We start from the raw sequence: 25,551 nt of genomic DNA on the forward strand, positions 1-25,551 counted from the left end.
CCCCGTGAACATCGCTAGCATCTGTATGTTCATCCAGTAGTTCCGCGGTCGCTGGAGCTAAAAGGATACCCCTTATTAATATACAGTCAGTTCATTGAAGGCGAAAAATTTTCGGCTTTTTCAAACTGTAGTGTTCCGTACAGATGTAGACACCGTGCACTTCTGAGGCGCCTTGCAGTCGCGTAAAAGTTCGGAGTTAAACAAAAGGGGAAGGCGATCTGGTGGATTTCACCAGTCTAGAATTGTATGATGATCAAAACGTCAACCTCGGGGGGTCTGACACCCCATTTTTCGGGGCACGAGACGTTTCCGCTACGCCAGATGTGGCTGAAAAAAGCGTTCGACAAAGCTGACAAGAACGCGCGCATCCAAAAGTCAGTCTTCTCCGATGAAGGCTCGATCGCCGCGTTCGGTGTGGGCAAAAACATGGTTGCCTCCATCCGCCATTGGGCGTTGGCGTGCGACCTCGTTGAGGACGCGCCGGGTGACTCTTATCCTCTTACCGACATAGCAAAAGCAGTGTTCGACGACGACGGGCTCGATCCTTATTCCGAGAGCGCTACAACAGCATGGCTCGCGCATTGGTCGCTTGCAGGAAAAGGCGGCCGATCGACCACTTGGCGTTGGCTTTTTAACCACGTCGCCGCGCCAAGCTTCACGCGCGAAGAGTTGGCGCCGCCGTTGGCCGGCTATGCTAAGGCGCTTGGCGTCACGAGGCTCTCGCCCGTCACGTTGACGCGTGACTTGGAGACCTGCTTGCGCAGCTACGCTCCCCGCATGGCAGGCGGCTCGCCGGAGGACTTTGCTGAGCCGATGCTCGGGGAATTAGGCCTTTTAAGCGAAGAGCGCAAAGGCTATTTCGCGTTTCGCCGCGGCCCGAAGGCGACGCTCACTGACGGCATGTTCGCCTATGCGCTCGTGGACTACTGGGATCGCGCCGCGCGGGATCTCAGCTCGTTAGCCTTCGAGGCGATAGCTTATGGCGAGGGCTCGCCTGGCCTCGTGTTCAAGCTCGACGAGGACTCGGTGGCGACCCGCCTCTTTGAGCTCGCGGACCTCACGTCCGGCGCAATGTCATCGACGGACACAGCGGGCCTCCGGCAAGTGCATCGCAAGCCTGGCTCGACGGACGAGCTGCGCGCGGCGCTGATTAGGAGGGCGTATGCCTGACGCCAAGACGCTTTCACATTCCGTCCGCATCGCGCGACACTATCAACGCTCGATCCGCATCGACGCGGATTTGGGCCGCGCGGACGCGCTCGAAGGATATGTCTGCCACGGGACCGCGCACGCCGCGCTCGACACCATGGTGCGCCAACTCACGCAGAGCAACCAACGCGCGTTCACTTGGACGGGCCCATTTGGCGGCGGAAAATCGAGCCTTGCCGTCGCCCTGGCGAGCGCCTTGTCCGCCGACCGCGAGATCAGAACAAGAGCTCGCATTATTCTCGGCTTGGACAAGGATCTTGCTTTCGACAAGGCTTTTCCGGCGCGGCGCGGATGGCTGACCCTACCCATCGTCGGCAAGCGTTCGAGCGTGGTCTCCGAGCTCGCCGGGGCGCTCGCGAAGGCCAAGCGCGGCGTCGATGAGCGCAAGGCGACAGGCGCCTCGGTCATCGCCGACATCTGCGCTGCCGCCGAGTCGAAGGACTTTGACGGGGCATTGGTTGTCATTGACGAGATGGGCAAGTTCCTGGAAGCCGCGATGCTCGGTTCCGGGGACGACGTTTACTTCTTCCAAGAGCTCGCCGAAGCTGCCGCGCGCGCGCCGGGCAAAGTCGTCGTCGTGGGCATCCTGCATCAGTCGTTCGCCCAATACTCGGCGCGGCTTGGTATTGAAACGCGCGACGACTGGGCGAAGGTGCAAGGTCGGTTTTCCGACATTCCCATAGTGGCTGCGAGCGACGAAGTCGTTGAGCTCATCAGCCGCGCCATCAAGTCTGAAGGCGCGCCGCGAGCGATGAAGGCGACGGCCAACGCGGTTGCCGCCTCGATCCGAGCCCGCCGACCCGCTGTCGGCCCCGACTTCGGGGCGCGGCTGCTCGCCTGCTGGCCCTTGCATCCGGCGATGGCGTCGCTTCTCGGCCCCATATCGAAGCGCCAATTCGGCCAAAACGAGCGCAGCACGTTCGGCTTCTTGGCATCCGTCGAGCCGTTCGGCTTCCGCTCGTATCTCGCGGAGGCGCCTGCCGCCGACGCGGAGAGCTATAGGCCGCACGATTATTGGGACTACCTCAGAGCCAATTTGGAGCCGGCGATCTTGTCGTCGCCCGACGGGCATCGCTGGGCGCAAGCCGCCGAGGCGGTTGAGCGCACCGAGGCCAAAAGCACCGACTCGCTTTTGGTGCAGTTGATCAAGAGCATCGCCGTCATCGACCTCTTCCGCAACGGCTCGGGGCTCGCAGCCGACGCCGAGGTCCTCCATACCCTCTTCGCGCGCGCGTCGACCGAACAGATCGCCGCGGCGCTCGACCAATTGGAAAAATGGCGCGTCGTCATCCACAAGAAGCACCTGTCCGCATGGTCGGTGTTTGAGGGAAGCGACTTCGACATTGAGGCCGCCATCGGCAAGGCCCGCGCGTCGATGCACGGCGTGGACTTCGCCATGCTCTCGAGCCTCACGGACCTCTACCCGGTCATCGCCAAACGCCACTATTACGAGCGCGGCACGATGCGCTGGATGAACATGGCGCTGTGCCGCCTCACGGACGCGGAGCGCCTGGCTTCGGCTTTCAAGCCTGCGAAGGGCGAGTTCGGCGTATTCCTGCTCGCGCTTCCGGACCGAAATGCGACGACCGCCGCCTCCAAGAAGCACGCGGCGGAGCTTTCCAGGACGGCGCCTTGGCCCGTCGTGGTGGGCGTGCCCAATAACCACGCGCGCATAGACGACCTGGCCGCCGAGCTTTTGGCCCTTCAAGCTGTGCGCGAACGCGCGGAGCTCGGTGGAGATCCCGTGGCGCGGCGCGAAGTCGACGCCCGCATCGCCGACGTCCGCGCCAACCTCGAAGAGCAGTTGCGCGCCGCCGTTCTATTCGCGCGTTGGTCGGCCGGCGACCTGGACGCGGGCTCGCGCCTCTCGGCCTTCGCCTCCGTCTTGGCGGACCATGTCTACGAGAAGTCGCCCGCGCTTTGGAGCGAGCTCGTGAATCGCGACGGCATGTCGAGTAACAGCGTCAAAGCGCGCCGCGAGCTTTTGCACCGGATGCTCGCGAGCGAGCAGGTCGAAGCGCTGGGCATGGCTGAGGGGTTTCCCGCCGAGCGCGGCCTTTATGAGACGCTGCTGCGCAGCACCGGCTTGCACAGGGAGTCCGACGAGGGGGTGTGGGGCTTCCAGGCGCCGCACAAACGCCATGCGAAAAGTTTCGCCGCCATGTGGAAGGGCGCGCGCGACAAGTTCGCCGATTCGGGCGCGCGCGTCGCCGCCTCGGACATCCACGCGCTGTGGTCCCAGCCGCCCTTCGGCATACGAGCCGGCGCCATCCCGGTCCTCTTCGCCGCGTTCGTGCTCGCGCACAAGGGCAACATCGCCGTCTACAAGGACGGGGTCTTTGTCCCGCACCTGGCCGACGCCGACATCGACGAATACCTGCAGGACCCCAAGCGCTTTTCCCTGAGCTGGGTTTTGATCGACGACGAGAAGGCTCGCGTCCTCGCGGGCATCGCGAAGATTCTGGCCGAGGTCGGCGCCCCTGCACCTACCCGCGATCCGCTCGAAGCCGCGCGCGGCTTGGTCGGGCTCGTGTTCGGACTTCCAGCGTGGACGCAGCGCACGCAGAGCCTCAGCCTCGAGGCGCGCCAAGTGCGCGACACGTTGCTCAAAGCGCACGATCCGCACAAGGTGCTCTTCGTCGACCTTCCTGCCATCCTCGACACGGCAGGCGGAGAGCGTTTTGTCCGAGCTTTGCGCGGACCCGTCATCGAGATCGCCGGCGCTTACGGCGCCTTGATGAAGAAGATCGAAGCGAGCATGCTCAAAGCGCTCGACGCTCCAGCCCATCGGCTCGACCGCCTCAACGCCCGCGCGGAGGCGCTTGCTGGCGTGACGGGCGACTTGCGCCAGGACGCGTTCTCGGGCCGGCTAGCCAAGCACGACGGATTGCAAGCGAGCGTCGAAGGGATCCTGAGCTTGGCGGCCAACAAGCCGCCGCGCGACTGGAACGATCGCGACATCGACGCGGCGATGCTTGACATCGCCAAGTCCGCCCTGAGCTTCCGGCAGGCGGAGGCGTTCGTGTCGGTGCGAGGCCGCCAGCCCACGAGCGAAGCCTTTGCGGTGGTCATCGGCGCGGGCGCCGACACCAAGACCGTCGCTCGCGAATTTTCTATTCCGGACCGCCACCGCAAAACGGTGGAAGAGATGGCTTCGAAGCTGGTCGCCGACATGGAGAAGCAGGGCCATGGGATCGACGTGCTGCTAGCGGTCCTCGCGAAGGCCGGCATGAGGCTGGCCGCCGCCGACGCGGCCGACACCAAGGAGAAGACGTATGGCTGAGAAGCATGTGCTCGGCATATCGGGCGGCAAGGACAGCGCAGCGCTCGCGGTATTTGTGCGCCAAACGCAGCCCGACCTCGAAATCGAATACTTCTTCACTGACACGGGCAAGGAGCTGCCCGAGGTGTATGAGTTTCTAGGGCGCCTAGAAGGCTTTTTAGGCAAGCCCATCGCCAGGCTCAATCCGCGCCGCAACTTCGATTTTTGGCTGCGCGAATATGGCAATTTCCTCCCCTCGGCGCAGACGCGCTGGTGCACGCGCAAGTTGAAGCTCGCGCCGTTCGAGCAGTGGATCCGGCCCGCCCTCGCCAGCGGCGACAAGGTTACGAGCTATGTCGCCATCCGCTCCGATGAGGACTACCGCGAGGGATACACCTCCACGCACGAAAACTTGAAGGTGAGCCTGCCCTTCCGAGAAGCCGGCATCGACAAGAAGGGTGTGTTCGACATCCTAGAATCGTCAGGCGTCGGCATCCCAAAATACTACGATTGGCGCTCGCGCAGCGGCTGCACATTTTGCTTCTTCCAGCAGAAGATCGAATGGGTGCGTTTGAAGGAGCGCCATCCAGAGGCGTTCGAGGAGGCGAAGGCCTACGAGAAGAACGCCTTGGAGCATGGTTCGCCCTTCACATGGAGCAAGGGCGAGCCGCTGAAAGAGTTGGAGAAGCCCCAGCGCGTGGTCCAAATCATCGCGGACTTTGAACTGCGCAAAGCCAGGGAGGCCAGCCGTCGGCCCGTCAATCCGCTCCGGCCTGTGCTCGACTCTCAAGACGACATCGACGACCTGTACGGCGAGGACGAAGGCGGTGGTGCTTGCGTCGTCTGCCACAAGTAGCCGCCCCACCGCAGCCGGCAGATTAGCCTTTGAGGGCCTGCAAGAATTCGGTGGTCTCTGAGTAGTCGTTATCTTTGCTCAAGGGAACAAATTGAACATTGAACTCCGCATACCAGTGATCCTTCTCGACGCCCGTTACATCCTCTTTGGACATTAGCGCGAAGTGGTTTGGGCTGGCTCCGGGAAATGCATCCGCTATGTAATTTAGCAAGAGCTTGGTTTCGGGATCCGACAGAGAAGCGCCCACAATCACCACAGTGAAGACAGTGAAGATCGTGATCAGAAGGCTTTGATATCCGCGATGCTGATACATGAGGCTTCGATAGTCCGCGTCCGTGAGAATCAAGCCATTACCAGGCTTAGAGGCGTCGCCGTGCGCTTTAAGTACGAAGAACTCCTTATTCGACAGTCGTCTTTGGATTTCGCCCACTTCCTGATATGTGCAAACGCTCAAATCTTCGTCGATAGTCCTAAATGCTTTCTCAATGAGCGTGTCGTAGTTGGTCGTGACGACGAACTGCGTCTTATCGAGCGCCACCAAGGCTTTGTGAAAGGCGGTTGTCCTCGGCTTGGAGGCAACGAAGATTTGCTCCATGAATCGCTGGAAGTTGTGCCCTAGGTCGCGTTTTAAGCCTGAAGCCAGCAAAAGATACTTGTTCGCATCGCCTTTGAGTCCGCGATATTCCACCGCTCGCTCCGGAGTGATGACATTGTTGCGCTCGCCCTCTTGGATCATCAACTCTAAAAGTTCCACCCAGGATGGGAGCCCTGCTCCCATGGATGGCCCCGCCCCGACCAAGAAAACAACGCGTTCATCTTCGTAGGCCTTTTTCAAGTTTGGCGGGATCATGCCGGGATTGAATGCCATCGTGCGCTCCTATTGACGAGTGAATGCGCGAAGCGCCAGATTGCGGATGCCCAAATTTCCGTGCTCACCGCCTTGAGTGCGGAAGGCATTGATGTAGGCATAGAGATTCGATGCCTGCCTGTCCGACAACTTGTGGCCTGCTCGAAGCAGCGCGGCCGGATCACTGGTGTGCTCCCTCCGAAGAGCATCGAATTTCTTGTAGCTCTCGGCCAACTTGATCGGGTCCACTTCTCGACCTTCTTCTTGCCATTGAAGAATCAACCAGCCCAAGTCTACAAAAATCCATTTCTGAACGATTTTGTAGCCGAGCTGTTGGTTGACCAAGTCCAACGTGGACAAGGCCTCGCCTACTCTGGCTGTCAATTCAAGAATTTCATCCGTACGGTCCGGCGTGTATTCAGCCAACATGGCTCTCAGGTCCGGCGCCTTGATGTTTCTGGAGCCGTTGTAGGCCGCCATCGTGAACAGATGGGTCACATAGTCTTGCCGCTTATATCTCGTGTCGGCAATCCGGCAATCGTCGAAGAAAGCATGCGACGTCGCCATGGTGTCGATGACCAAACCGAGAGGCTTGAGCATCGCGTTTCGCAGCTCCGCCGGGTTCAACGAGACGCCCATTTGGAGTCTGCCAAACAAGTTTGTGATCTCATCACTACTGGCATCGGTAATTTCGCCGATGCTCAACGTGAATTCATCAAACCGATCTCTGAGCGCTTTCGGCAGCGCCGAGTAGCGAAGCCCGTCGACAACTATGCCATCGATCTCCGCGATTTTGTCAGGATGTTTTAGCGGAATTTGACCCGCCCGGAACTCCCAGATGGCGCGGATCCGCTGCTGTCCATCGACTACTTCGTGCGAGAAAACTTTTCCCGTCAATTTGCGAACGTAGATTTTGGGAATATCCATCCCTCGGAGGATCGAGTCGACTAGCAACGCTTGTCTTTGCGGCTTCCAAGCGGGACCGCGCTGCCAAAGTGGGTTGATGTTGATGACTGTCTTGTTATCGACAAGTTTGCGCACAGTCCAGTTTCGCTGATCAATCTTCACGTTCGTCGTCTCCTCATCCTTCATTCCCGCTCTTCATTCTCGACGGCAGATCTTTTTGTCGAGGCCTCATTTGTTGTCGTTCAGGATGGCATGTACGGCCAACTCGATGTCGGATTCAGCTAGGAATGGAGCCTGCGCGAAAACAAGGCCCTGTTCCCCCGTGAGCTTGGCTGCCATGTGGCCCTTGCCCAAGAGCAACTCTGCTCCGCCTCGGTCCAATGTGATTTTCGACGTGGCCTCGCTCGCCACCTTCAAGATCAAGCGATTGCCCAGGTTGTCGCGCAACTGCATGGGCATGACGTCCTTATCCGGGCGCTGGGCCGCGAAGATCAAATGGATGCCCGCGGCGCGGGCTTTGACCCCCAGCCGCTGGACCGCAGCGCTTACCGCCTTCTTGTAAGCGTCGTCGAGCATCCAGTCTGCGAACTCGTCATGGACCAAGAAGATAAGGGGGAGACGGCTCTCGGGCGCGGACTTCGCGTTGAAACTCGTCAAGTTGTTAGCGCGGACGTTGTGGAACAGTCGATAGCGCTTCTCCATCTCCTGGACGAGGCCTTCGAGGATGATCGCGGCGCGGCCTTTCTCGATGACGATGGACTCGCGCATGTGAGGCAAGGCCTCCAAAGGCGCGTAGTCGACGCCCATCTTAGGATCGATCAAGACGATCTGCGCGAGCTCCTTGGGATTGGTCGCCGCGATGTCGAGCAGCATCGACTGCACGAGGACGGATTTCCCGCTGCCCGTAGCCCCGGCAACCAAGGAGTGCGGATCGTGCGAAGAGAGCCCCCCGAATTCACCGCCGAGGTTGAGATATAGCAGCGACCCGTTGATCTCTTGCAAACCCAGTACGAACGAGGTGTTGACCCCGGCGGCGTTGCGATTGAGCGAACGCTTCGCCCACAGATCCCATAGCGAGACGGATTGGCGCTTCGCGCCTGCGATCGTGACCACGATCTCGCCCGGCATGGGTTGGACCGTAACCAGGTTGATCGCGTGCGTCGTCAGAAGCTGCATGCGCTTGGCTTCGATGTCCTCGACGCGGAGCCGATCAGAACCGGCGAGCTTCACCAAGCAGCCGTTTGGCGTGAGCCTCGTCCCGATGACCGCCGCCTGCAGGCCGTAGCCATTGAGCGCAATGCGAAGCTTCTTCGTGACATCGTCCGCCCACACGACGCGCTCGTCATCGGAACCCTCGCCAGCGCGCGACTTCTCGGCCACCAGCGCTTCGAAGTTACTTTGCGCGGGATTCCCAAGCGCTCGATCGCGCCGCATCGGATGCGGCAGAGCAGCGGCTGTAGCTGACGGCTGCGCGGGCGCCTCCGCCGACCCTTCGCTGCCCGTGGGTTGGGTCGGCGCGGCGTCGGCATGTTCCTGGGGCGGCTGCGCCGCCGGTATGGGGGCCGCGCCGACATAGGCAACTTCCGCCGGCTTCAGGCTAGGCGCGCCTTGGGCGAGCAAACCGATCATCGAAGTCCATGTCACTCGAGGCGCAGGCAAACGCATGTCGCCATCGAGCCAAGGCGTTTGCGGACCGAGCGCCTGCCTTATCGCAGCGGGGTCGGCCTTGGCCGCGTAAACCTCCATGAGAGATCGGACCTCTTGCCGGTCGAACACTTCTTGCCAGGCCGGAGCGCCTTCGCCGGACTCGATCGACGATTGCTCCGACTGCGAGCCCGGCGACGCGGGGTCCGCGGAGTGCAAGAAGACGTGCGAGTAGCCGCGCAATGAAATGGGCGCTTCGCCGGAGCGAAGCTGCGCGCGCGCCTTTTCAAGCAGGTTTGTCGCTCCGGGGGGAATGTGCGCGTCAAGCAGCAGGTCCGCGAGGCGCGAGAGCCACACGTCACGATCGAGCCGGCCAGGGTCGCCGAACAGCGCACTGCGAAACACGTTGAGCGTCGCCATAAGCTGAGCACGCGAAGAGCGCTTGGCCTCCGCGCTCGCGTTTCCGCCTACGTATTTGGATTCAACAATGGCGATGTGCAGATGAGGCTCGCCGTCGCGCTCTTCGACGCACAGCGCCAGGATGTCGGCGATGCGGCTCTCCTTCTGCGCAAGCCAACTCGCGTAGTCGTCAAGCAGGAAGAAGGCGCAGAAACTCGGGCGCGAGCCGGAGCCCGCCAACGCTTTGAGCTCGGCCTCGACGATGTATCGGCTGAGCACGAGCCCGAGCATTTCGCCCGCGGACACGCCGCGCTTGGCGGCGCGCATGACGATGTCACCGGAGACGGAGAGGGCGTCGCCCTTGGCTCGCGACACCACCTCGGACAACTTCGCCTCGTCCATCGAGAGGCCAAGCTCCGCGATGCGTCGGCGCGCCAAGACGCCGAGGAGCCGCAGCTCCGACGTGGAGCTAACGATCATGTTGCGGCCGTTCGTTGAGGCGCGCCGATAACGGACGACGGTGATGCCGTTCTCCCGAAGCTGCCGCTTGTCGAGAAGCTCGTCATAGGTCGCCACCCATTCCGCCATGGCGTGCGCGTCGTCAAGGGTCTCCTTCAACGCCGGGCTTTCAAGCGAGATGCGCCGCGCAGGCAACACCCGCTCGCCGTCGATGGGATCGGCGCGGCGCGCGACCGAGCCGACCGCGGCGACGTAGGCCCAGCCCGTGGCGGTCTGCTGCGGGCACGTCAGGAACGTCGTCGATTTGAGCTCGTCCTCGCCGGACACGCTGCGATACGACCACCGCGATGGCGCGTGCTCGAAGCTCGGGCGCTCGTTGGCCCAAGGCACCTTGATCCACTCGACGCCCGCCGTCCGGGACACGACGTCGTGCAAGAAGGCGATATCGAAGGGTTTAAAGCCCGCCGACTGCGGAGGTGTCGAGGAGGCGGGCACCGCCGCGATGCGCAGCTTCGAGATGAAGTTCTCGGACGTCTCGCTCACAACCGGCAGATCCGGATCGTCGCCCGCTTTGGTGACTAGCTCCGCGTAGACCTGGCGCAGCTTGTTGGGGTCGCGGTGACGCACCGCCACGGCGCACTGGAATTCGTCCTCGCTCTCGGCTTGCACGCGCGAGAGCTCATGCACTACGGCCAGCGGCAGTTCGGCGGCATCCGCGTTGTAGAGCAAGACACTTAGGTTGCTGGCCTCATGCGGCTGCAAGCCCACATAGCGGTCCAAAAGCTCCTTGACGTGCTTCGCCGCCGCGGAGGGGTCGACGTCGGTCAGGAACTCTTGGTCGCCGCTGACCGGCATTTCCATAAGGCTGTATCCGTTGACCGTGCCGCTCTCGGCCACGAGCTCCGGAGTGCCCGCGCGCTCCGCGATGGCGATCTCCGGGTAGAACGGGTGCCGAAGCTCGTCGGCGAATTCCTTGTTGAATATGCCGTGGTCGCCAAAGCGCACGTCCACGCCTGCCAGCAAATGGGAGGCGAGGCCTGCGACTCGGCGTGTCTTGACCGCCAGCGCCTTCATCCGCTCCGGATGCCAAGGCGGGATGATGATGCACGGCTGCTCGCCCGATACGCGCACTGTGCCGATGGTGAGGACCTCAGTCACGAGCTTCGAGCGGCAGGTGTCGCCGCGCGCGTGGATGGCGAGCGCGCGAAGCAGCTCTGCGTAAGATTCCGATTGACGCTCGACCGCCTCGCCATGCAGGCCATAGGAGATGAAGTCCTCCATGGCCTTAGCGTAGTCGTCCTCGAACTGATCCCATGCTTCGCGGATCGCGCCGCGCTGCTCTTGGGAGAGGCGCCCCTGATCCGCCAACTCGTCGATTCGGCGCTTGATCTCTTGGCGCTGGCTCTTGAGCTTGCCGGCCGGCGGCACGAGCGACCCGGCATCCGACGAGAACGTGGCCTCTAAAGTGTTGGTGTCGTCCAGGGAAACGCTTTGGACGCCGCCCTTCTTGCTCACGAGCCTGCGCGGGACGGAGGTGCAGTTGATCCCGCCCTTCTCCATCAGCCGCTTCATGTCGTCGACCATCGTCAAGCCGATCGCCTCGGGTTTAAACGACCATACAAGCTGGCTTTTGCGCAGCTGGACCTCTTCGCCATTCACGCGCTCATAGAGCACCGCGTCGAACTTGATCTGAACCGCGGCGCGGGCCAGCGAATCCGAGGGCTTGGGCGGCTTGGCCAGTCGCTCCTTCTCGAATTGGAAGAACGCCCGATACGCGAAGATGGGATCGAGGTGTGCCGCCGTGTGCATCTTTGTCGCATGCCAACGCACGCGCTCGCCCATGAGCTCTTTGAGCCCTCGACACATCGACGAGAAATAGGAGCCGACGTCGTAGTTGAATCGCTCGCGCCAGACCGTGCGGCCTTTGGTCACAGTCATGTGCAGGACGCGCTCCCCCTTCGGGTCCGGAGCGCTCGCCACCAATTGGGACACCAGCGCCGAGAAGCCCTCCAAGAAGTCGACGCAGTCGATGGGCTTGCCGTAGATGATCTTTTCCCACTTGGCCAGCAGCGGCTTGTGGTCTTCGAAGAACGACCTGTGCCCGTGGAAAAAGATCTCGTCGCCCTCGTTCCAGTCGGATCGCTTTTCGCGCGTCTTCAAATCTTCGAGATGGGCCAACCACTCCTTCGTGAGGACCGGCTCGTTGTGGATGTGCTCGAAGAAATAAAGCGTCTCATCGGCCAGCCCGCGCTGCTGCTCGCGCGGCTTTTCAAAAATAAAGTGGACACCGTGCTCTTCCCATTCGAGCTCGGCGACTTCGGCACGCGCGGCGTCGTCGGAATCGGACGCGTTGATGAAGGTCGTGAGAACGGGCTGCGCGTTGGCTGCGATCGACGTAAGGTTGTCGTCGAACCTGGTCCGCATGTCCTCCGCATCGATGGGCTGACCTGTCGGGCGGCGCTTGAACAACAGCGGCTGGCGGTTGGCAAAGAGCTTGCCAAACGCCTTGCGCCACGGACCCAACTGCTTGCCGTAGGTCTTTGCGCTGGCGAAAAATGATGTGTCCCGTGGCAGCCCTACGCATGGAAGCGCCCAGCCGACGGCGTTGCGGATGGGCAGACCGCGGGAAGGGTGGAAAGCCTCGCTGATCTTGGAGCAGAACTCCCCGAGCTGCACCAAGGATAGGTCGGTCACGTGGACGAGGCCCGAAACGGCCGAAGCAAAGATCGCCCTGTCCTCAGTCGTAGGCGCCAGCGAGGCGACGTGGCACGTGGCCTCAACCCAGAACTGCTGATGCGAACGCAGCTCCTTCGCGCCGAGGGCCGCCACGTGGTCGAGCGTGTCGGCCAGGCCCGGCTCGGTGCCGTTTGCTGTCAGAACGACTGTCTTCGTAGTGGTAGCGTTGCGGGCCGCGCCGGCGTTCTCCGATGTCAGGGCCTCTTCCGGAAGGCCTTCGCCTATGACCAGCCAGCGTGGGATTTTGAGGTCGACGCGATCGGCCAGCATGGGATTAAGCCGTATCTCGCGCACCGCCGCGGCGATCTGGCTTCCGTCGAGTTTGTCCAAGCGGAAATAGGATGGCTCGGGTTGAGGAGCCCCCTCCGGTATCTCCGGGAGCCGGGAAAGCAGAACTGAGGCGACGACGCGTCCGATGATCTTGTCGGCGCTCATGCATGGACCTCCATCGCAAACGGGTTCTCGACGAACGAGCATGAATCCGAGAGCCGACGCACGAGACCGAGGCCCACCAACCGTGCTTCGAGCTTATCCTTGTTGTCGCTGAGGGCCTCCTGGTCGACCTGCTGCGTCTTCACGAGCCGCGCTCCTTCCACGTCGCCGACGATGAGGCCATAACGCTCGCGGACCAACGCGAGGAAATCGTCGAATTGCATGCGGTCGTCCACCACGGAGACGACAAGCGTCTTCAAAAGTTTGTCGTTCGGAGCGTAGCGCGTGCGGCGCGACAGGCGGCGGGAGGTCAAGCCCAGCGCGCGCGACCACGCGCCGTGGATTTTTCCGACGTGCTCCCCATGCCGCGTCTCGGCAGCCGCCGCGAGCTTCGACACAAGCTCGTCGCCAGTGTCAGAGTCGGCGGCGTCCTCGTCGGAGCCATTGGCCGGAGGCCATTGGAACCAGGTCCGCATCAAGCCCGCGGCCGCGGCGTTAGGATCGCTTGACTCCGCCGCTTGAGCCCATTCGTCCGTCAGTCGGATCTTCTCCACCGCCGCACGCACCGCACGCATCGACAGGCCTTGGTTGGACTGGAACGAATCGCCGGACAGCGCCCTGACTTTGGTCCGCTCACGCGAGACGATCTCGCACACGATCTCTACCGGATCGGAGTCACCCGCCTCCGCTTTCGCGCACTCGAGGAAATAGAGCAGGACGTTGAGGCCAGCGTTGGCGATCAGATGCTCCAACGCGTCGTAAACCGGCATGTCGCGCGAGAGAATCGCAAGCCAGTCTTCGCAAATGATGTCGAAGCGCGGGTGGCTCGCGTAGGGCAGATAGCCGATCGGTCTGTCCTGCGCTGCCAATTCCGGTTCCCCTTGGAGAGCGCGAGCCAATCGATTCATGGGCGCGGTGGAGTCGAACAGGCGGTCTTTAAGCAGCGCGCCGAGTTCGGCGCCGCGCGCCGCGCGAGACAGCATGAGATACAGCAGTTCGCCACCGCGGGCGAAGAACCGACGGTCGTTAGATGACGCTCCGGTGTTGCCAACGCGCAGGTCCTCGTAGAGGGCGTCGGGGCCGAAAGGAAAGACGAATTTGGAGCTCCAACGCTTGTTGCTGCGCGCCTCGAACGCCGAGGATCTGAGCAGCTCGATGGCCTTGGCGAAGTCGTCGAACTCGGCGAAGCGCGCACGCAGATAGCCAAGGTTCCATTCACCCAACGCCGCGCAGTCCTGCGCGAAGCGCTCGGTCCAAAGGCGCCATTTCTCGTCATTGGAGACAGAGCGTTGCCGGATTGACTCGACGTACGGGTTGTTGAACAGCAAGGCCCGCATGCGCGTTTGGCGCTGCGGTTTGAAGCGGACCGTGTCAGGGCCGGCCGGGTGTAGAGGCGCTTGCAGATTCGACCCCAAGACGCCGAGGAATTCGAGGATCAAAAGGTGCGGGAGCTGCTCGTCGTAGAGACGGTGGCCCCAAATGTGCTCGTCCACCGCGAAGCTGACGGCGTCGATGCGGGGCCTCACGCGACCGTCCTGATGGTGACTGGGCGCGAGAATCCCATCCCGGACTGCTCCATGTCGATAAAGTTGAGCGTGAGCGTCTGTTCGTTGGCCGCGTCGTCGTCATCGTCCTCCGCGCGCTGCCTGCGCAGCAGCTCGGCTTTTCGCAGCAGCCGCGCCTTGAAGGCCAACAGGTCTTCCAGGCATTCGTTCGAGAAGCTGCCTGGCAACGCTCCGTCGGCGACTCGACAGAGGAATTCGAAGCGCACGGGTGTCAGCGCGAGTGACGCGGGGCTCGTCTCGCCGGCGGCCAGCGCGACTTCAAGCAATGGGCGCCCCGAAAGCGGCTCGACTCGGGCGCGCATGCCGACACCGCCGACGCGTCGCGCCGGCGCCTCGGTGTCGCAAAGCACGCTCACGCGCGACTGTGTGAAGCCCCCGGAGCTCGCCACAAACAGCTTGTCGCCGTTCTCAATCAAGAGGCCGGTCATCACCCGGTTGAGACCCTTAGCGAGGCGCGAGCGTATCGGCTCTGAGATCGGCCGCTGATTGGAGACGTCGGCCGCTAGCGCGAGGTATTCGTTCGCGAATCGAAACACCGACATGGGCCAGTGCGCGTAATCCTGCTCGCCATCCGAGACGGTGAAGAAAAGGCGACGGCGCTGCGCCTCCAAGCGCGCCAGGAATTCCGCGGCTCCCGAATCCAACCGCGCCTCCTCCTCGCCTTCCAAGTAGCGGCGCAGCTCGGACAAGTAAGCGTCGTTGGCTCCATAGACGGGGTCTGCGCGCAGGAGGCGGTCGAAGGCCGGCGCCAAGGCCGGGTCGTCTGCGCCGTAGACCAAGAGGCCATCGACACCGTTGGTGGTCTCGGACCCGATGCCGAAGCTAGCCAGCGCTTGGAAGATCAGCCGCTGCCTCATCTTGGGTTTCAAGTTCGAGCCGAAGATGTTGGAGTAGAGGCTTGCGCGCTCGACATCCTGTTCCTCTTGAATGCGCGGAACGTCAGCGCACGTCATGAGGCCTTCCTTGGCGGCGGGATGGCCCAGGATCATGTTCGAAGCCAGGGTGAGCATGTCCCGGATCGGCAGATGCCAGCCGTTGAACTTGGCCACCTCGGCGACGTCGCCGAGCCTCGTGGACAGGAGGCCTCCGTCTGCCGCGCCCAGCATTCGGTTGCGGTTCTCATAAATGGGGCAGACTTTCCCCTCGCCTTGGTGGCCGCATCCCCCGCACTTGTCCCATTCGGGATGATTGGCGACGGCGTCGAAGACGTTATTCAGCGTATCGCGGTTGGCGGACGCGCTCAGGTCGTAGATCGCCAGCCGGGCGGGAGGCGTCGAGGCGAGCAGGAACGAGTCCTGGATGATGTTGCGCAAGTCGCTTTGGCGTCCGCGCCGATTCCCGAAGTCCCTGAGCCTCTCCAAGATCTGCCCGTGGTTGGCGGCGATGACCAAAAACCGTTTGTCCTCGGCGCCAAGTGCGGACTGCTCCAATAAGTTCATGGCGTAGTCGCTGTCCTCCTGCGCGAGTTCGCTCAGGTCTTTGACGAAGATAGCCGTCCGGCCGTTGGCGAGCTGCAGTTCCTTGACCATGCTTTTGGCGGCCCACGCACCACCGTCGCCGCCTAAGCTCAGCCACAAGCTTCGGCAATGGAACGTCTTGCCGTCGCCAGCCGTTCCGGCGATAAGGATCGATCCAGGTAGCCCGTTGGCGGCGCGCTCGGCAATAGCCGCCAACCGTGTGGTGGGGAGGCTAATGGGCGCGACATTGGCTTTCGCAAGAGCTTTACTGACGTGTTCGTCGAAGAGGATGCCGTTTTCGGGCGTGGGCCCATAGGAGCGCAAAAACTTGATCCAAGCCCCTGCGGGGGCCGGGGCAGCCTCTCTTGCGTTGTTAGTGGTTGTTGTCATCGTAGAAATGCGCGCCCGGTGCTTGAACTTCATCTCCCCGATTCGAGGAGCACTTGGTTACAAATTGTAGAGAGTTAGTCTTGCCTCGACTAGAAGTTCCGGCAGACGAGGTCCGGAAATTTGGCGGCGCCAGGTATGAAGCCGGCGCGCGTTGAAAGATAACTTGAACTGCGACGCGAAACCGTAACCGCCTTTTTTTGCGCATCAAGAGAGAACGGTTTACTCGTTCGGTGCTTACCGAAGCCAGCGGAAAGCAGAAGACTAAACGCAGCAGGCGGGGACCTTAAGCTCGGTCACCATGGACAGATTGGGACTTGTCGCATGAGTCCAAAAACCAGAGGTGCTGGTTTGCTGGATTGGCCAGCGTGACCTTTGACCTTGCCCTCAAAAAACGTACCTCTTGAAGTTCGTCCAACTTCTGGGGGTCAGTTCAATCCTGGGGCGATTCACAACGCTTGCAGCGAGACGTTCTTCGGGTCGTTGAAGGTGGAGCGGCTGCACGGCAAACGGTTCAAGACCCGGCGCGAGGCGAAGGACGAAACCATCGATTGGCTGCTCTGGTACAACCGAGACCGGCTGCACTCGACGCTGGCATACGTCAGCCCGAGGCAGTTCGAGCAGGACTGGCTTGCCAATCAGCCACAGCAAGCCAACTCATGAACTCGGCTATGGGGTACGGATTCCAGGGGCAAGGTCATATTCCATCAAGAAGTTAATTGGAAAGGCCGATGCTTTCGCCACGGTTGCCCGCTTCCTCAATTTTCGCGGCAAGCGAACGTACTTGGCAAATCGCGTAGCAGTCGGCGAAGGCTCCGCCGACTTTCTGGAAGTTGTCGACCGCCGGCGCCGGCGGCTTGCTCAAACTTAAGGGCGAGCGACATGTTCCGCATATCAGGCGGCCGACCCCAAGCACCGGCGATGGACGCTATGAAGCTGGAGGTGGCTCGAACGTCGACATCTCGAGTTGCTCTCCGTCAACAAATACACTTGCGTCGCTGAGAGCGCCATCCAAATGCACGCCGCAGTCGTCATAGCCGACATGAAGCGTTCCAGGCCCTGCCCCGTTAAAGATCCACTCGCTGGTAAAGCGCTCTCCCTCGTAGCGATACGGCACGACGCGGGTAACGACGCGTCCGGCGAGGATTCGCCGCCAGGTGACGAGCGCCATAGAACACGTGAGCGTGTCGTCAACCGTTTCGATTGAGACTTCGACGGACCGAACCGTCGGCTTCTTTGTTGTTGTCATCTCAGAACATTTCCCATGACAGGTCGAGGTCGCTGCGGCCAAAGTGCCCGTACGCCGCGGTCTCAAAGTACATCGGCTTGAGCAGGTCAAGCCGCCGGATGATGCCCGCTGGCGTCAGATCAAACTCTTCACGCAGCGCCGCCGCCATCTCGGCGTTGCGTGCCGGGCTTGCGCCGTCTGCATCCACAAGGAAGCTCACCGGCTCGGCCACACCGATCGCGTAGGCGATTTGCGTAAGGCAGCGGCGTGCCCAGCCTCGACCCACCACCTGCCTTGCCAGAAAGCGCGCCATGTAGGCAGCCGACCGGTCGACCTTGCTTGGATCTTTCCCGGAAAATGCCCCTCCCCCATGGGGCGCCGCCCCACCGTAGGTGTCCACGATGATCTTGCGCCCTGTCAGTCCCGCATCGCCCTTCGGACCGCCGATCACAAAGCGCCCGGTCGGGTTGATCAGCTCGCAGTAGTTGTCGCTGCGCATCGACGCCGGAATGACGCTGTCGATGATGTGCCGGATGCCGTCGGCATGCTGCGTGCTCAGGACCACCGCCTCGATGGCGACGGGTCGACCATCCTCGTAGCGGAAGCTCACCTGCGATTTCGCATCCGGCCGCAGCCAAGGCAGCTCACCCGAGCGGCGCAGCTCTGCCTGCCGCCGCACCAGCCGGTGGGCGAAGACGATCGGCGCCGGCATCAGCTCCGGCGTCTCGTCGCAGGCGTAGCCGAACATCAGCCCTTGGTCACCTGCACCGATGACGCCATCAACGTGGTCCACGCCCTGCGAGATGTCGGCCGACTGGCCGTTGAACCGCACCTGCACCTCGCACCGGTCCGGGTCGATGCCCGTCACCGCGTCGCTGTACCCGGCACCCCGCAGCACGCCGGCGACGATCGACACGGCCCGCTCACGCACGTCACGAAAGACAGCAGGATCTTTGGTCTTGAACTCCCCGGCGAGCACGACACACTGGTCGGCGATCAGTGTCTCGCACGCCACGCGGGCGGTGGGCTCGAGGTGCAGGAACGCGTCGAGGATCGCATCGGAGATGCGGTCGGCAAGCTTGTCGGGGTGTCCCTCGGAAACCGACTCCGAGGAAAAAAGACCATCGCGAATGGACATGAAAGAACTCCAGAAACAACCCAGCCCCTGGGTAACCGGCAAAAGCCGGTCACCAGGGGCTGTGTCTGGGCCGACCGTTTAGCTGAATTTGTGAATCGCCCGCAAGTAGTCCTAACTCGGCGATAGGAAAAGTGTACGGCGGCAGTGCCTGCCGTGGTGCCGTTCCTCCCTAACTGGCGTCCCGAAAGCGGAACGGGAGTCCAAGCTCGGCGGCTATGGCGTTGGCCTCGTCGATACCCGATCGCAATTGCGCACCGACATACGAACTGCCGGGCTGGTCGCCGTCGACGATCTCGATGTCGAGCGCGCTTCGCACGTCGTGGCTCAGATCCTCGAAGAAGCTCAGCGCGATGCCTTGCCCGCCGCAATACCGGGGGAAGGTCTCCAGCAGCTCCCATTCGATGGAGTCAGCCAGCCATTCCTGCACCATCGCGCGGAACCGAGGAAGGCTCGCTTCGCCTTCGTGGCGGACAAGCTCGGCCCAGCCGTTCTCTTCGTCTTCCAGGTCAGCCTCGAGGGCCCGCAGGCTCTTCCGCTCCTTGGGTTCAAGGGTGGCGTTCCCACGCAGGAGTTGATCGCCTACGTCCTCCAGCTCCGAAACCGCCGTCATCCGGAAGACGGCCGTCAGTGGTGCGTAGCGCTCCACTTGGTTGATCAGCCCCGCGGTCGTTGCAAGGTCCGCCTCCGCAATATGGAACAGATCCGAATAGACCGACGGCTCGACCGCCGTACTCTCGGAGATCGTGCCATCCACATCGATGATGTCGAAGAACCAGGGGTCGGTGGCCAAGCGCTGCCACTCGAGGTCGACCAGATGCGTCGACACCTGCTCCACAGGCGACGCGAATGCCACCGAGGCGCCGAGGCCCAGCAGGCCTGTCAGGATCTGGCGGCGGTTCAGGAGGATGGGCATGGAGGCTTTCAGGGGGTGTCGATGAGGCAGAGGAGAGACGCGACCGTGAAGGTGGCCAGAACAGCTCAGGAGCGCTTCTGGCGGTAAAGCTGTGCCGGTCTGAAGGCGCCGGTCTTCATCGCGCCCTCGACCGGTTCAAGAAGGTCACGCTCCGCCAGCCGACGCCGGAAGCTGGATTTGTCGAGCGGACGGTCCAGCAACTGGCCGCAGGTCAACTGGAGTTCGCCGAGCGTGAAGTGCCCTGGCAGGAAGCCGAAGGGCAAGTGCAACTCTTCCACCTCGGACCGGGTGATCCGGGCGGCCTCCTCCACCAGCGCGGCGTGATCAAACGCCAGGGCCTTGTCGGCCGCGGCATCCTTCACTGGACGCCATGCCAGCGCTTCGATGCGTTTGCCTGCGACGGGCGCGAGCGAGTCGAGCGGCACCATGGCCCGGTAGACCACGCTGAGTGCCCAGGGTGCACGCGGGTCGCGCGTCGGACCGCCCACGGTGGCGAGTTGCCGCAGGAAAGGCATCTCAATGCCAAGCCGTTCCTTCATGACACGCTGGGCAGCGGCGTCAAGCGAGCGATCGAGGTCGATCCTCAGCACGCCCCCCGGCAGCGCCCACTTGCCGGCGTATGGCGCTTCAGCCCGGCGCGCCAGCAGAACGTGAAGCTCACCTTCCATCAGACTCATGACAACGATCTCGATGCGCGTGAAAGGCATCGGGTAGCGTTTGAGCTGGGAGCTGGTGTTTGAAGTGGTCATCACAACTTAGTTGCATTGTTGAACTAAGCGGATCATACTCAGTTCGTTGCACAAAGCAACTAACAACGCAACCAACAATGAAAGCAGACTCCATGGGCTTCGACTTCATCGGCGACATCCACGGCCAGGCGGGCAAGCTCCAGGCCCTGCTGCACAAGCTCGGCTATGTGGAAACCGGCAAGACGATGTGGATCCCACCGCAGGGCCGGCAGGCGGTGTTCCTGGGCGACCTGATCGACCGCGGACCGGAGCAGGTCAAGGTGGTGAACATCGTCCGCTCGATGATCGACTCTGGCAACGCCCTGTCGATCATGGGCAACCACGAGTTCAATGCGATCGGGTATGTCACCGAGCGCGCCGAAGTGCCGGGCGGGTTCCTCCGCAGGCACAGCGACAACAACGTCGCCCAGCACGCCGAGTTCTTAAAGCAGGTCGGCGAGGGCTCGGAACTGCACAGGGACATGGTCACCTGCTTCAGGACTTTGCCGCCCTTTCTGGACCTGGGCGGTGCGCGCGTGGTGCATGCCTGGTGGCACCAGCCTTTCGTCGACGTGGTGAAGCGCAGCTGGCCGGCAGGAACATCTATGAGCGAAGAATTCCTGCGCGCTGCCTATGACAAGGGCTCAGCCGAATTCGAGGCAATGGAAGGATTGACCAAGGGACTGGAGATCACCTTGCCGGACGGATATTCATTCGTCGATCACAGCGGCAAGGAGCGGACTGAGGTTCGCACGCGCTGGTGGATGGAAGACGCTCGCACCTACCGCGACGTCGCCATCGTCGGCTCCGAGCACGAGCACCGGATGCCGGAGACGGACATCGTCGACGGGTATCTGGCTACACCCGTGATCGGATCACCGGTGTTCATCGGGCACTATTGGATGGAGGGGCTGCCGCGCCTGCTGTCGCCCAAGGTCGCCTGCCTGGACTGGTCGGCTGCGAAAGCCGGGCCATTGGTGGCCTACCGCTGGGACGGCGAACAGGAACTCGATGCCGGACGCTTTGTGGCGGCTGGCTGACCCGATTCAACGCAAGGAGGTCAGCATGGGCTACGTCGTGATGGTTGAGGACAACTCCCACTTCATGGACGAGGGCAATCGCTACCGCCTGGGTGAATTTGCAGAAGCTGAAACGGCGATCGCTCAGTGCCGGCGTATCGTCAACGAGTATCTCTCCGCGGCGTACGTGCCGGGGATGTCAGCTCACGCTCTGTACGACAGTTACGTCATGTTTGGTGAGGATCCGTACATCTGCTGCGTCGAGGTGCCGGCGGTGGCCTTCGCCGCTTGGGACTATGCGCGCACCGAGAGCGTCGACATATGTGCTGCGCGTTGAATACTGTTGGCAACGATTCGTTGATTGACTGGCTTTGCTGTGGCGTCAGCCCCCCCGCCGAGCCACGCGGAACGGTCGACACGATTGACCCAGCGTGGATAGCGCCCACGGCGGAAAAATGAACCTCTTGGCACGTCGGAGAACGTTTGCTTTTGGATCGTTCACGGCCAGTGCTGTAACTCGGCTTTTGGGGTACGGCCCGTCGCTGCCGGCACGGGCCACACATGCGCGCGGAGAGCCCAACTAAGACGCTTTCGAAAAGGTCAGTGTCGTTCGGATAGACGTCGACCGTGTTGCCGCACATGAGGAAATCGCTGACAATTTCTACGTTCCGCCGTCGCTCCGAGCGTTGGAGAGTAGGACTCCAGAATTGGTATCGAAATCTCTCGCGGCGGGGCACTACTCAAATTGGTCATAACAAGCTTCTTGCCGCTCGTGCGCGTCGGTGCGCGTCTCTTCGACGCTCGGGCCCATAGCTCTTACAGCTAGTCTCGCCGCGGTTCTCGCTGGTAATGGCCCGGCGCGCAAGCGGGGAGTACATCGACATGTGCGAGCGCCAGGCGTTCTCTTCGCCAACCGCCTTGAAGCCGACGCCGTTGGCGATGTGGCCGTAGCAGTTATGCACTGAACGGAAGACGTCGTGGCCAGCATGACCTTGTCGCCGATCTTGAATCGCGTGGGCGCCAGCAGCGGGTTGCCTGCGACATCCACCGGCGAGCCTGAGCCGAAGCCCTCGGTCGTCGGGAACACTGACAGGTGGTTGTTGTGCGTGACGTCCAGGATCGCGTTGCGCGGGTTGCCGTACGGGTCTTCGCCGTGGATGAAGTCGACCTTCAGGCCCGCATCGAGCGTCGACTGGTACTGGTCACCGGCCTCCTTGATCAAGGCCTTGTAGGCGGCCTTGGTCTCGGGATCATGCGGGTTGTGCGGCATGTCCTCGAAGGCCTGGGCGATGCGCGTGGCGCGCTCGGGGTCGGCCTTGGCGTACTTCTTCGGCGGGTCGTAGTCGATGCCCGCCTTCTCGGCATAGGATCGAGCGGCTTCTTGCGCTGGCTTGAATCCGCCGAAACGGATCTTCTGGCCGTCGACCTTTACTTCGGCTGCGAGCCCTTAAAGGTCAGTGCCGTGATCGCTTTGTTTCGGCCGACTGTCCAGCGCCAGCGACTCATCGCTTCCTCGAAGTCGTCCTGGCTCTCGAAGTCCGTCCGCACCGGCGCCGGAGCGCTCATCCCGTGGGTCGGCGAGGCTGTAGCGAGTTGCAGTGGTCTTGGGATTTCCCCCTCGAGCTCCGCTTGCATCGGGTCCGGCACCCCGTCCGGGTACGCGTACTCCAGATACGACTGACGAGTCACTGGTCCCCTTGTCAGCAGATGATCCAGCACCGGGTCCGAACCATGAAGGGTCTTCAATTCCGCCTGCAGCTTTAAGAATTTGATTTCGTGCTTCATCGAGAGAGATCTTTCCGTTTTTATAATTTTCCCAGATACCGTGGGCCTTCGCGACGTTCTCTTTTTGCCCCTTGAAGCCTGGCGTGAAGAGCCCGCGCACACCAGCACCGCTTAGCCCTGGCTCTCGCTTGCGTGTCGGACGGTGTAGCCGTCGAAGCCGGCCTGCTGGATGGCGCGCTCCCAGTTGTTTGCGCCGGGGTTGTCGCGCACGATGCCCTGTGGGTCGGCCTTGACGTCGTAGACGCTTGTCCAAGCGGGTGCTGTGGGCGTAGCCGCCGACGCCAGACTCGGGCTGGATGCCATTGCCTTTGTCGGTGTAGAAGAAAGCGCGTGGACGGATGTCGGCGTTCTCGTTGCCGGCCAGGCGTCTGGCCTTGGCACCCTTCAGGCCCGTTCCGTAGAACGCGCTGTTTACGGAGTCTCGTGGCTGCTGGCTGAAATGGACGCCGAGCGCGCTGCTGCTTCCTTCGCGCGGCGCTCCGTAGCGCGGCGCTCCACGAGCTGCACTCCCTGCTCGGTCGTCCACGGCTTCTCGGCCGTCTCGGGGGTCTCGCTCGGGTGCTTGCTCTTCGGGGTCGCGGACGCTGTACTTGGGCCGCTCCGCATTCCCATCTGGAACTGGCTGTGGCTCGGCTTGTTCTTGCCGAAGTTGGCGATCTGCTGCCGCAAGCCCGTCATGAATGGACTGTCCGGTCCAGGGTGCAGCTTCTCCAGGCGCGCGAGGCTTTCCTTCAGATTCTGAAGCTGGTCGATCATCATGGAGTAAACCCTCGTATTCGTGACTGAGGGCGACCCGGGTTTCATGCCAGAGCACCTGCGAGCTGGAGACACCAGGAACCTCACGCGACACTGCGACAGCGATGGCGTCCTGCTTGAGCTGCGGGTCGTTGCGGATGAGATCCGAGGCCTGGTGGCAGACGTCCTGGCCAAGGCCGAACTGCAGCGTGGTGGAGCCATCGCTCTTCATGTTGCCGGTCACGCCAGTCTCGGCCATGTTGGGGACGCGCGTGCCGCCGGACAAGCGCTGCAGCATTCGCGCGGCCCACACGTCGATCGTGGCACCTTGGCGAAAGCCGATCAAGTTGCCACTGAAGATGACGGCCTTGGGTGCCGTGCCTCCGCGGCCCACCATCGTGTCTGCGTCTTGCACCCGTACACCACAGGTCGACCATGCCAGGGACAACCTGCTGCCCATTGAAGCCGTAGTTGGCGCCGCTCTCGCCGCGGCAGCACGGGCGGCAACTTCCGCGCTGCGGCCATCTCATCGCGCATCGCCGCGTACCCGGGGTCGCGCCTGATGGCGACCCGCGTTTCGCCTTCGCCGTTCGCCAGCCGCTCGTTGGTGTACGCACTGAAGGCGGTCTCTTTTTCTGCAATGTTGTCTGACCATGCCTCCCACTTCGGCATCAGCTCGTCGTGGTCGCCGCGCATCGCGCGCCGCAGTGAGTCGACGGCATTCGACCAGTTGCCGCGAACCGAGGTGTTGAGGCTGGTGTCGCCAAGCAGATCGGAATACAGATCCACATGCCGCCGACGTCGCGGCGCAGGCTGGACCGCATCGCCTTGTACCAACTGGCCTCGGCCAGGATGTTCTTCGCGTTCTGGTCGCCATCCACCGAGCGGGAAAACACGCGCCGGACTTCTTCGAGGACGCCCTTGGCAACGCCTGTGACACGCTTCTGGTACTCAGGCGAGCCATCCGCCAGCGGGGCTGCCTTCTTGCCCTTCACTGCCTCTGCATTGCTGAAGGTGTAGGGCACGGTCTTGTAGGTGTACTTGGACCTTCCGGGCTTCTCTGGCAAGGCTGGATTGCCGTTCCTTGCCGGCTTGGCGGGCGTTGGATCACCGAGCTTCGTACGGGTGAATTCGAGCCCAGCCAAGCCTTGGGCCGGCGGGTGCGCCAACTTGTGCTCGCGCACTGTGTCAGTGATCTTCTTGACGGACACGCCGGGATCCTCGGAAGCCTTGCCGATCGCAGTTTTCTCGTCGGCAGAGACGCTAGCGCGCGTGCCCTTCATCCGCTCTCCGCGCTCTGCGACGAAGCTTAAACTGCGAGTACGCCCGTCTTCGCTGGCGCCGTCCTCGGCGCTGCGAAACTTTGACTGTGTCGGTACAACAGGGTCGGAGGTAGTCCCAATGTTCTTCTCAGCAGTTACCCCTTCAGCACGGTTCTTTGAGTCCGAGGGGCGCGCCGTGGTCGACCTCGGCTCCGAAGGTGCCTTCTCTTTCCCAGTCGGGAAAGGCGTCAAGGTCGAGTCCGGTCCACGCTGGTCAGAAAAGGGCGCATCCGGGCTGGCTTTCGCCGAGCCACTGTCTCGCGCCGAATTTGTCGCCTGGCTCGAATCGGGTGTAGAGCCGGTTCGTTCCGCCGCCTTGTCCAAGGCCGCCCGGTAAATCTTCGACCGAAGCTCCAGGAGACCCGGCCGTGCTGGGTCGCCTGGTGGCAGCTTGCGCTCAATGTCATAGACCGCGTGGCCGATCTTCTTCGCGGCGATCATCTCCAGAGGGAGACGCTTATATGGGCGCCTCCCGGATTGCAAGAACTCGTATGTGTGAAGATTCAGGAGGCAGGGCTGCAGTC

19 protein-coding genes and 1 pseudogene are annotated in these 25,551 nt (G+C 62.3%); 6 read left to right on the top strand and 14 right to left on the bottom strand.

All coding sequences use genetic code 11. The annotated features are described in order from the left end of the window. The first annotated feature begins 249 nt into the window (after positions 1-249). The 3 genes from QN397_RS23630 to QN397_RS23640 are packed head-to-tail and all read left to right on the top strand — an operon-like array spanning position 250 to position 5,327. Complete coding sequence (locus QN397_RS23630) at positions 250-1,170, top strand: DUF4007 family protein (protein WP_323502072.1); 921 nt, start codon at positions 250-252, stop codon at positions 1,168-1,170. Further along, entirely contained in the window at positions 1,163-4,492 is a 3,330-nt protein-coding gene (locus tag QN397_RS23635) for an ATP-binding protein (protein ID WP_323502074.1), read from the top strand. Before QN397_RS23630 ends, QN397_RS23635 begins: the two co-directional genes overlap by 8 nt. After that, positions 4,485-5,327 (top strand): phosphoadenosine phosphosulfate reductase family protein, encoded by an 843-nt coding sequence (locus QN397_RS23640; RefSeq protein ID WP_323502076.1) that lies wholly within the window; start codon positions 4,485-4,487, stop codon positions 5,325-5,327. The genes QN397_RS23635 and QN397_RS23640 overlap by 8 nt, the downstream gene beginning before the upstream one ends. A 22-nt stretch (positions 5,328-5,349) precedes the next feature. Here QN397_RS23640 and QN397_RS23645 read toward each other — a convergent pair whose 3' ends face one another. The 5 genes from QN397_RS23645 to QN397_RS23665 are packed head-to-tail and all read right to left on the bottom strand — an operon-like array spanning position 5,350 to position 16,195. Next, entirely contained in the window at positions 5,350-6,195 is an 846-nt protein-coding gene (locus QN397_RS23645; protein WP_323502078.1) for an SIR2 family protein, read from the bottom strand. A gap of 9 nt (positions 6,196-6,204) precedes the next feature. Then, positions 6,205-7,266: a DUF262 domain-containing protein gene (locus tag QN397_RS23650; protein ID WP_323502080.1), complete on the bottom strand. Its 1,062-nt coding sequence runs from the start codon at positions 7,264-7,266 to the stop codon at positions 6,205-6,207. A 42-nt stretch (positions 7,267-7,308) separates the two neighbouring features. Then, positions 7,309-12,753 carry an FtsK/SpoIIIE domain-containing protein gene (locus QN397_RS23655; RefSeq protein WP_323502081.1) on the bottom strand — a complete coding sequence of 1,815 codons (5,445 nt, stop codon included), beginning with the start codon at positions 12,751-12,753 and terminating at the stop codon, positions 7,309-7,311. Beyond that, complete coding sequence (locus tag QN397_RS23660; RefSeq protein ID WP_323502083.1) at positions 12,750-14,276, bottom strand: hypothetical protein; 1,527 nt, start codon at positions 14,274-14,276, stop codon at positions 12,750-12,752. The genes QN397_RS23655 and QN397_RS23660 overlap by 4 nt, the downstream gene beginning before the upstream one ends. After that, the gene (locus tag QN397_RS23665; protein WP_323502084.1) at positions 14,273-16,195 is read right to left on the bottom strand and encodes a hypothetical protein; all 1,923 of its coding nucleotides are present in this window, start codon (positions 16,193-16,195) and stop codon (positions 14,273-14,275) included. The genes QN397_RS23660 and QN397_RS23665 overlap by 4 nt, the downstream gene beginning before the upstream one ends. Positions 16,196-16,612: 417 nt before the next feature. Between QN397_RS23665 and QN397_RS23670 the strand changes: the two are divergent. Then, positions 16,613-16,822: pseudogene (locus tag QN397_RS23670) on the top strand (IS3 family transposase); the annotation flags it as partial. Positions 16,823-17,087: 265 nt separating this feature from the next. Here QN397_RS23670 and QN397_RS23675 read toward each other — a convergent pair. From QN397_RS23675 to QN397_RS23690, 4 genes are all read right to left on the bottom strand, one after another. Continuing rightward, the gene (locus QN397_RS23675; protein WP_323502085.1) at positions 17,088-17,408 is read right to left on the bottom strand and encodes a hypothetical protein; all 321 of its coding nucleotides are present in this window, start codon (positions 17,406-17,408) and stop codon (positions 17,088-17,090) included. Position 17,409: 1 nt separating this feature from the next. Beyond that, the gene (metK, locus tag QN397_RS23680) at positions 17,410-18,525 is read right to left on the bottom strand and encodes a methionine adenosyltransferase (protein ID WP_323502087.1); all 1,116 of its coding nucleotides are present in this window, start codon (positions 18,523-18,525) and stop codon (positions 17,410-17,412) included. 169 nt (positions 18,526-18,694) lie between these two features. Beyond that, entirely contained in the window at positions 18,695-19,438 is a 744-nt protein-coding gene (locus QN397_RS23685; protein WP_323502088.1) for a hypothetical protein, read from the bottom strand. 65 nt (positions 19,439-19,503) lie between these two features. Beyond that, positions 19,504-20,145, bottom strand: a complete 642-nt coding sequence (locus tag QN397_RS23690) for an NUDIX hydrolase (protein WP_323502089.1) — start codon at positions 20,143-20,145, stop codon at positions 19,504-19,506. Positions 20,146-20,264: 119 nt separating this feature from the next. On the opposite strand from QN397_RS23690, the gene QN397_RS23695 reads away from it, so the two are divergent. Both QN397_RS23695 and QN397_RS23700 read left to right on the top strand, forming a co-directional pair. Further along, positions 20,265-21,206 (top strand): metallophosphoesterase, encoded by a 942-nt coding sequence (locus QN397_RS23695; protein ID WP_323502091.1) that lies wholly within the window; start codon positions 20,265-20,267, stop codon positions 21,204-21,206. 25 nt (positions 21,207-21,231) lie between these two features. Then, a complete protein-coding gene (locus tag QN397_RS23700; protein ID WP_323502092.1) occupies positions 21,232-21,522 on the top strand; it encodes a hypothetical protein in 291 nt (96 codons plus the stop codon). Between the two features lie 399 nt (positions 21,523-21,921). Here QN397_RS23700 and QN397_RS23705 read toward each other — a convergent pair whose 3' ends face one another. From QN397_RS23705 to QN397_RS23725, 5 genes are all read right to left on the bottom strand, one after another. Next, on the bottom strand, positions 21,922-22,455 hold the full coding sequence (locus tag QN397_RS23705; RefSeq protein WP_323502093.1) for a hypothetical protein: 534 nt from the start codon (positions 22,453-22,455) through the stop codon (positions 21,922-21,924). Between the two features lie 158 nt (positions 22,456-22,613). Further along, positions 22,614-22,970: a hypothetical protein gene (locus QN397_RS23710; RefSeq protein ID WP_323502094.1), complete on the bottom strand. Its 357-nt coding sequence runs from the start codon at positions 22,968-22,970 to the stop codon at positions 22,614-22,616. 111 nt (positions 22,971-23,081) lie between these two features. After that, the gene (locus QN397_RS23715) at positions 23,082-23,273 is read right to left on the bottom strand and encodes a hypothetical protein (RefSeq protein WP_323502095.1); all 192 of its coding nucleotides are present in this window, start codon (positions 23,271-23,273) and stop codon (positions 23,082-23,084) included. 108 nt (positions 23,274-23,381) lie between these two features. After that, positions 23,382-23,729 carry a hypothetical protein gene (locus QN397_RS23720; protein ID WP_323502096.1) on the bottom strand — a complete coding sequence of 116 codons (348 nt, stop codon included), beginning with the start codon at positions 23,727-23,729 and terminating at the stop codon, positions 23,382-23,384. Between the two features lie 647 nt (positions 23,730-24,376). After that, positions 24,377-25,468 (bottom strand): hypothetical protein, encoded by a 1,092-nt coding sequence (locus tag QN397_RS23725; protein ID WP_323502097.1) that lies wholly within the window; start codon positions 25,466-25,468, stop codon positions 24,377-24,379. Positions 25,469-25,551 lie beyond the last annotated feature (83 nt).

The organism is Variovorax sp. RTB1, assembly GCF_035018765.1.
In the GTDB taxonomy this organism is placed as follows: Bacteria; Pseudomonadota; Gammaproteobacteria; order Burkholderiales; family Burkholderiaceae_C; genus Variovorax.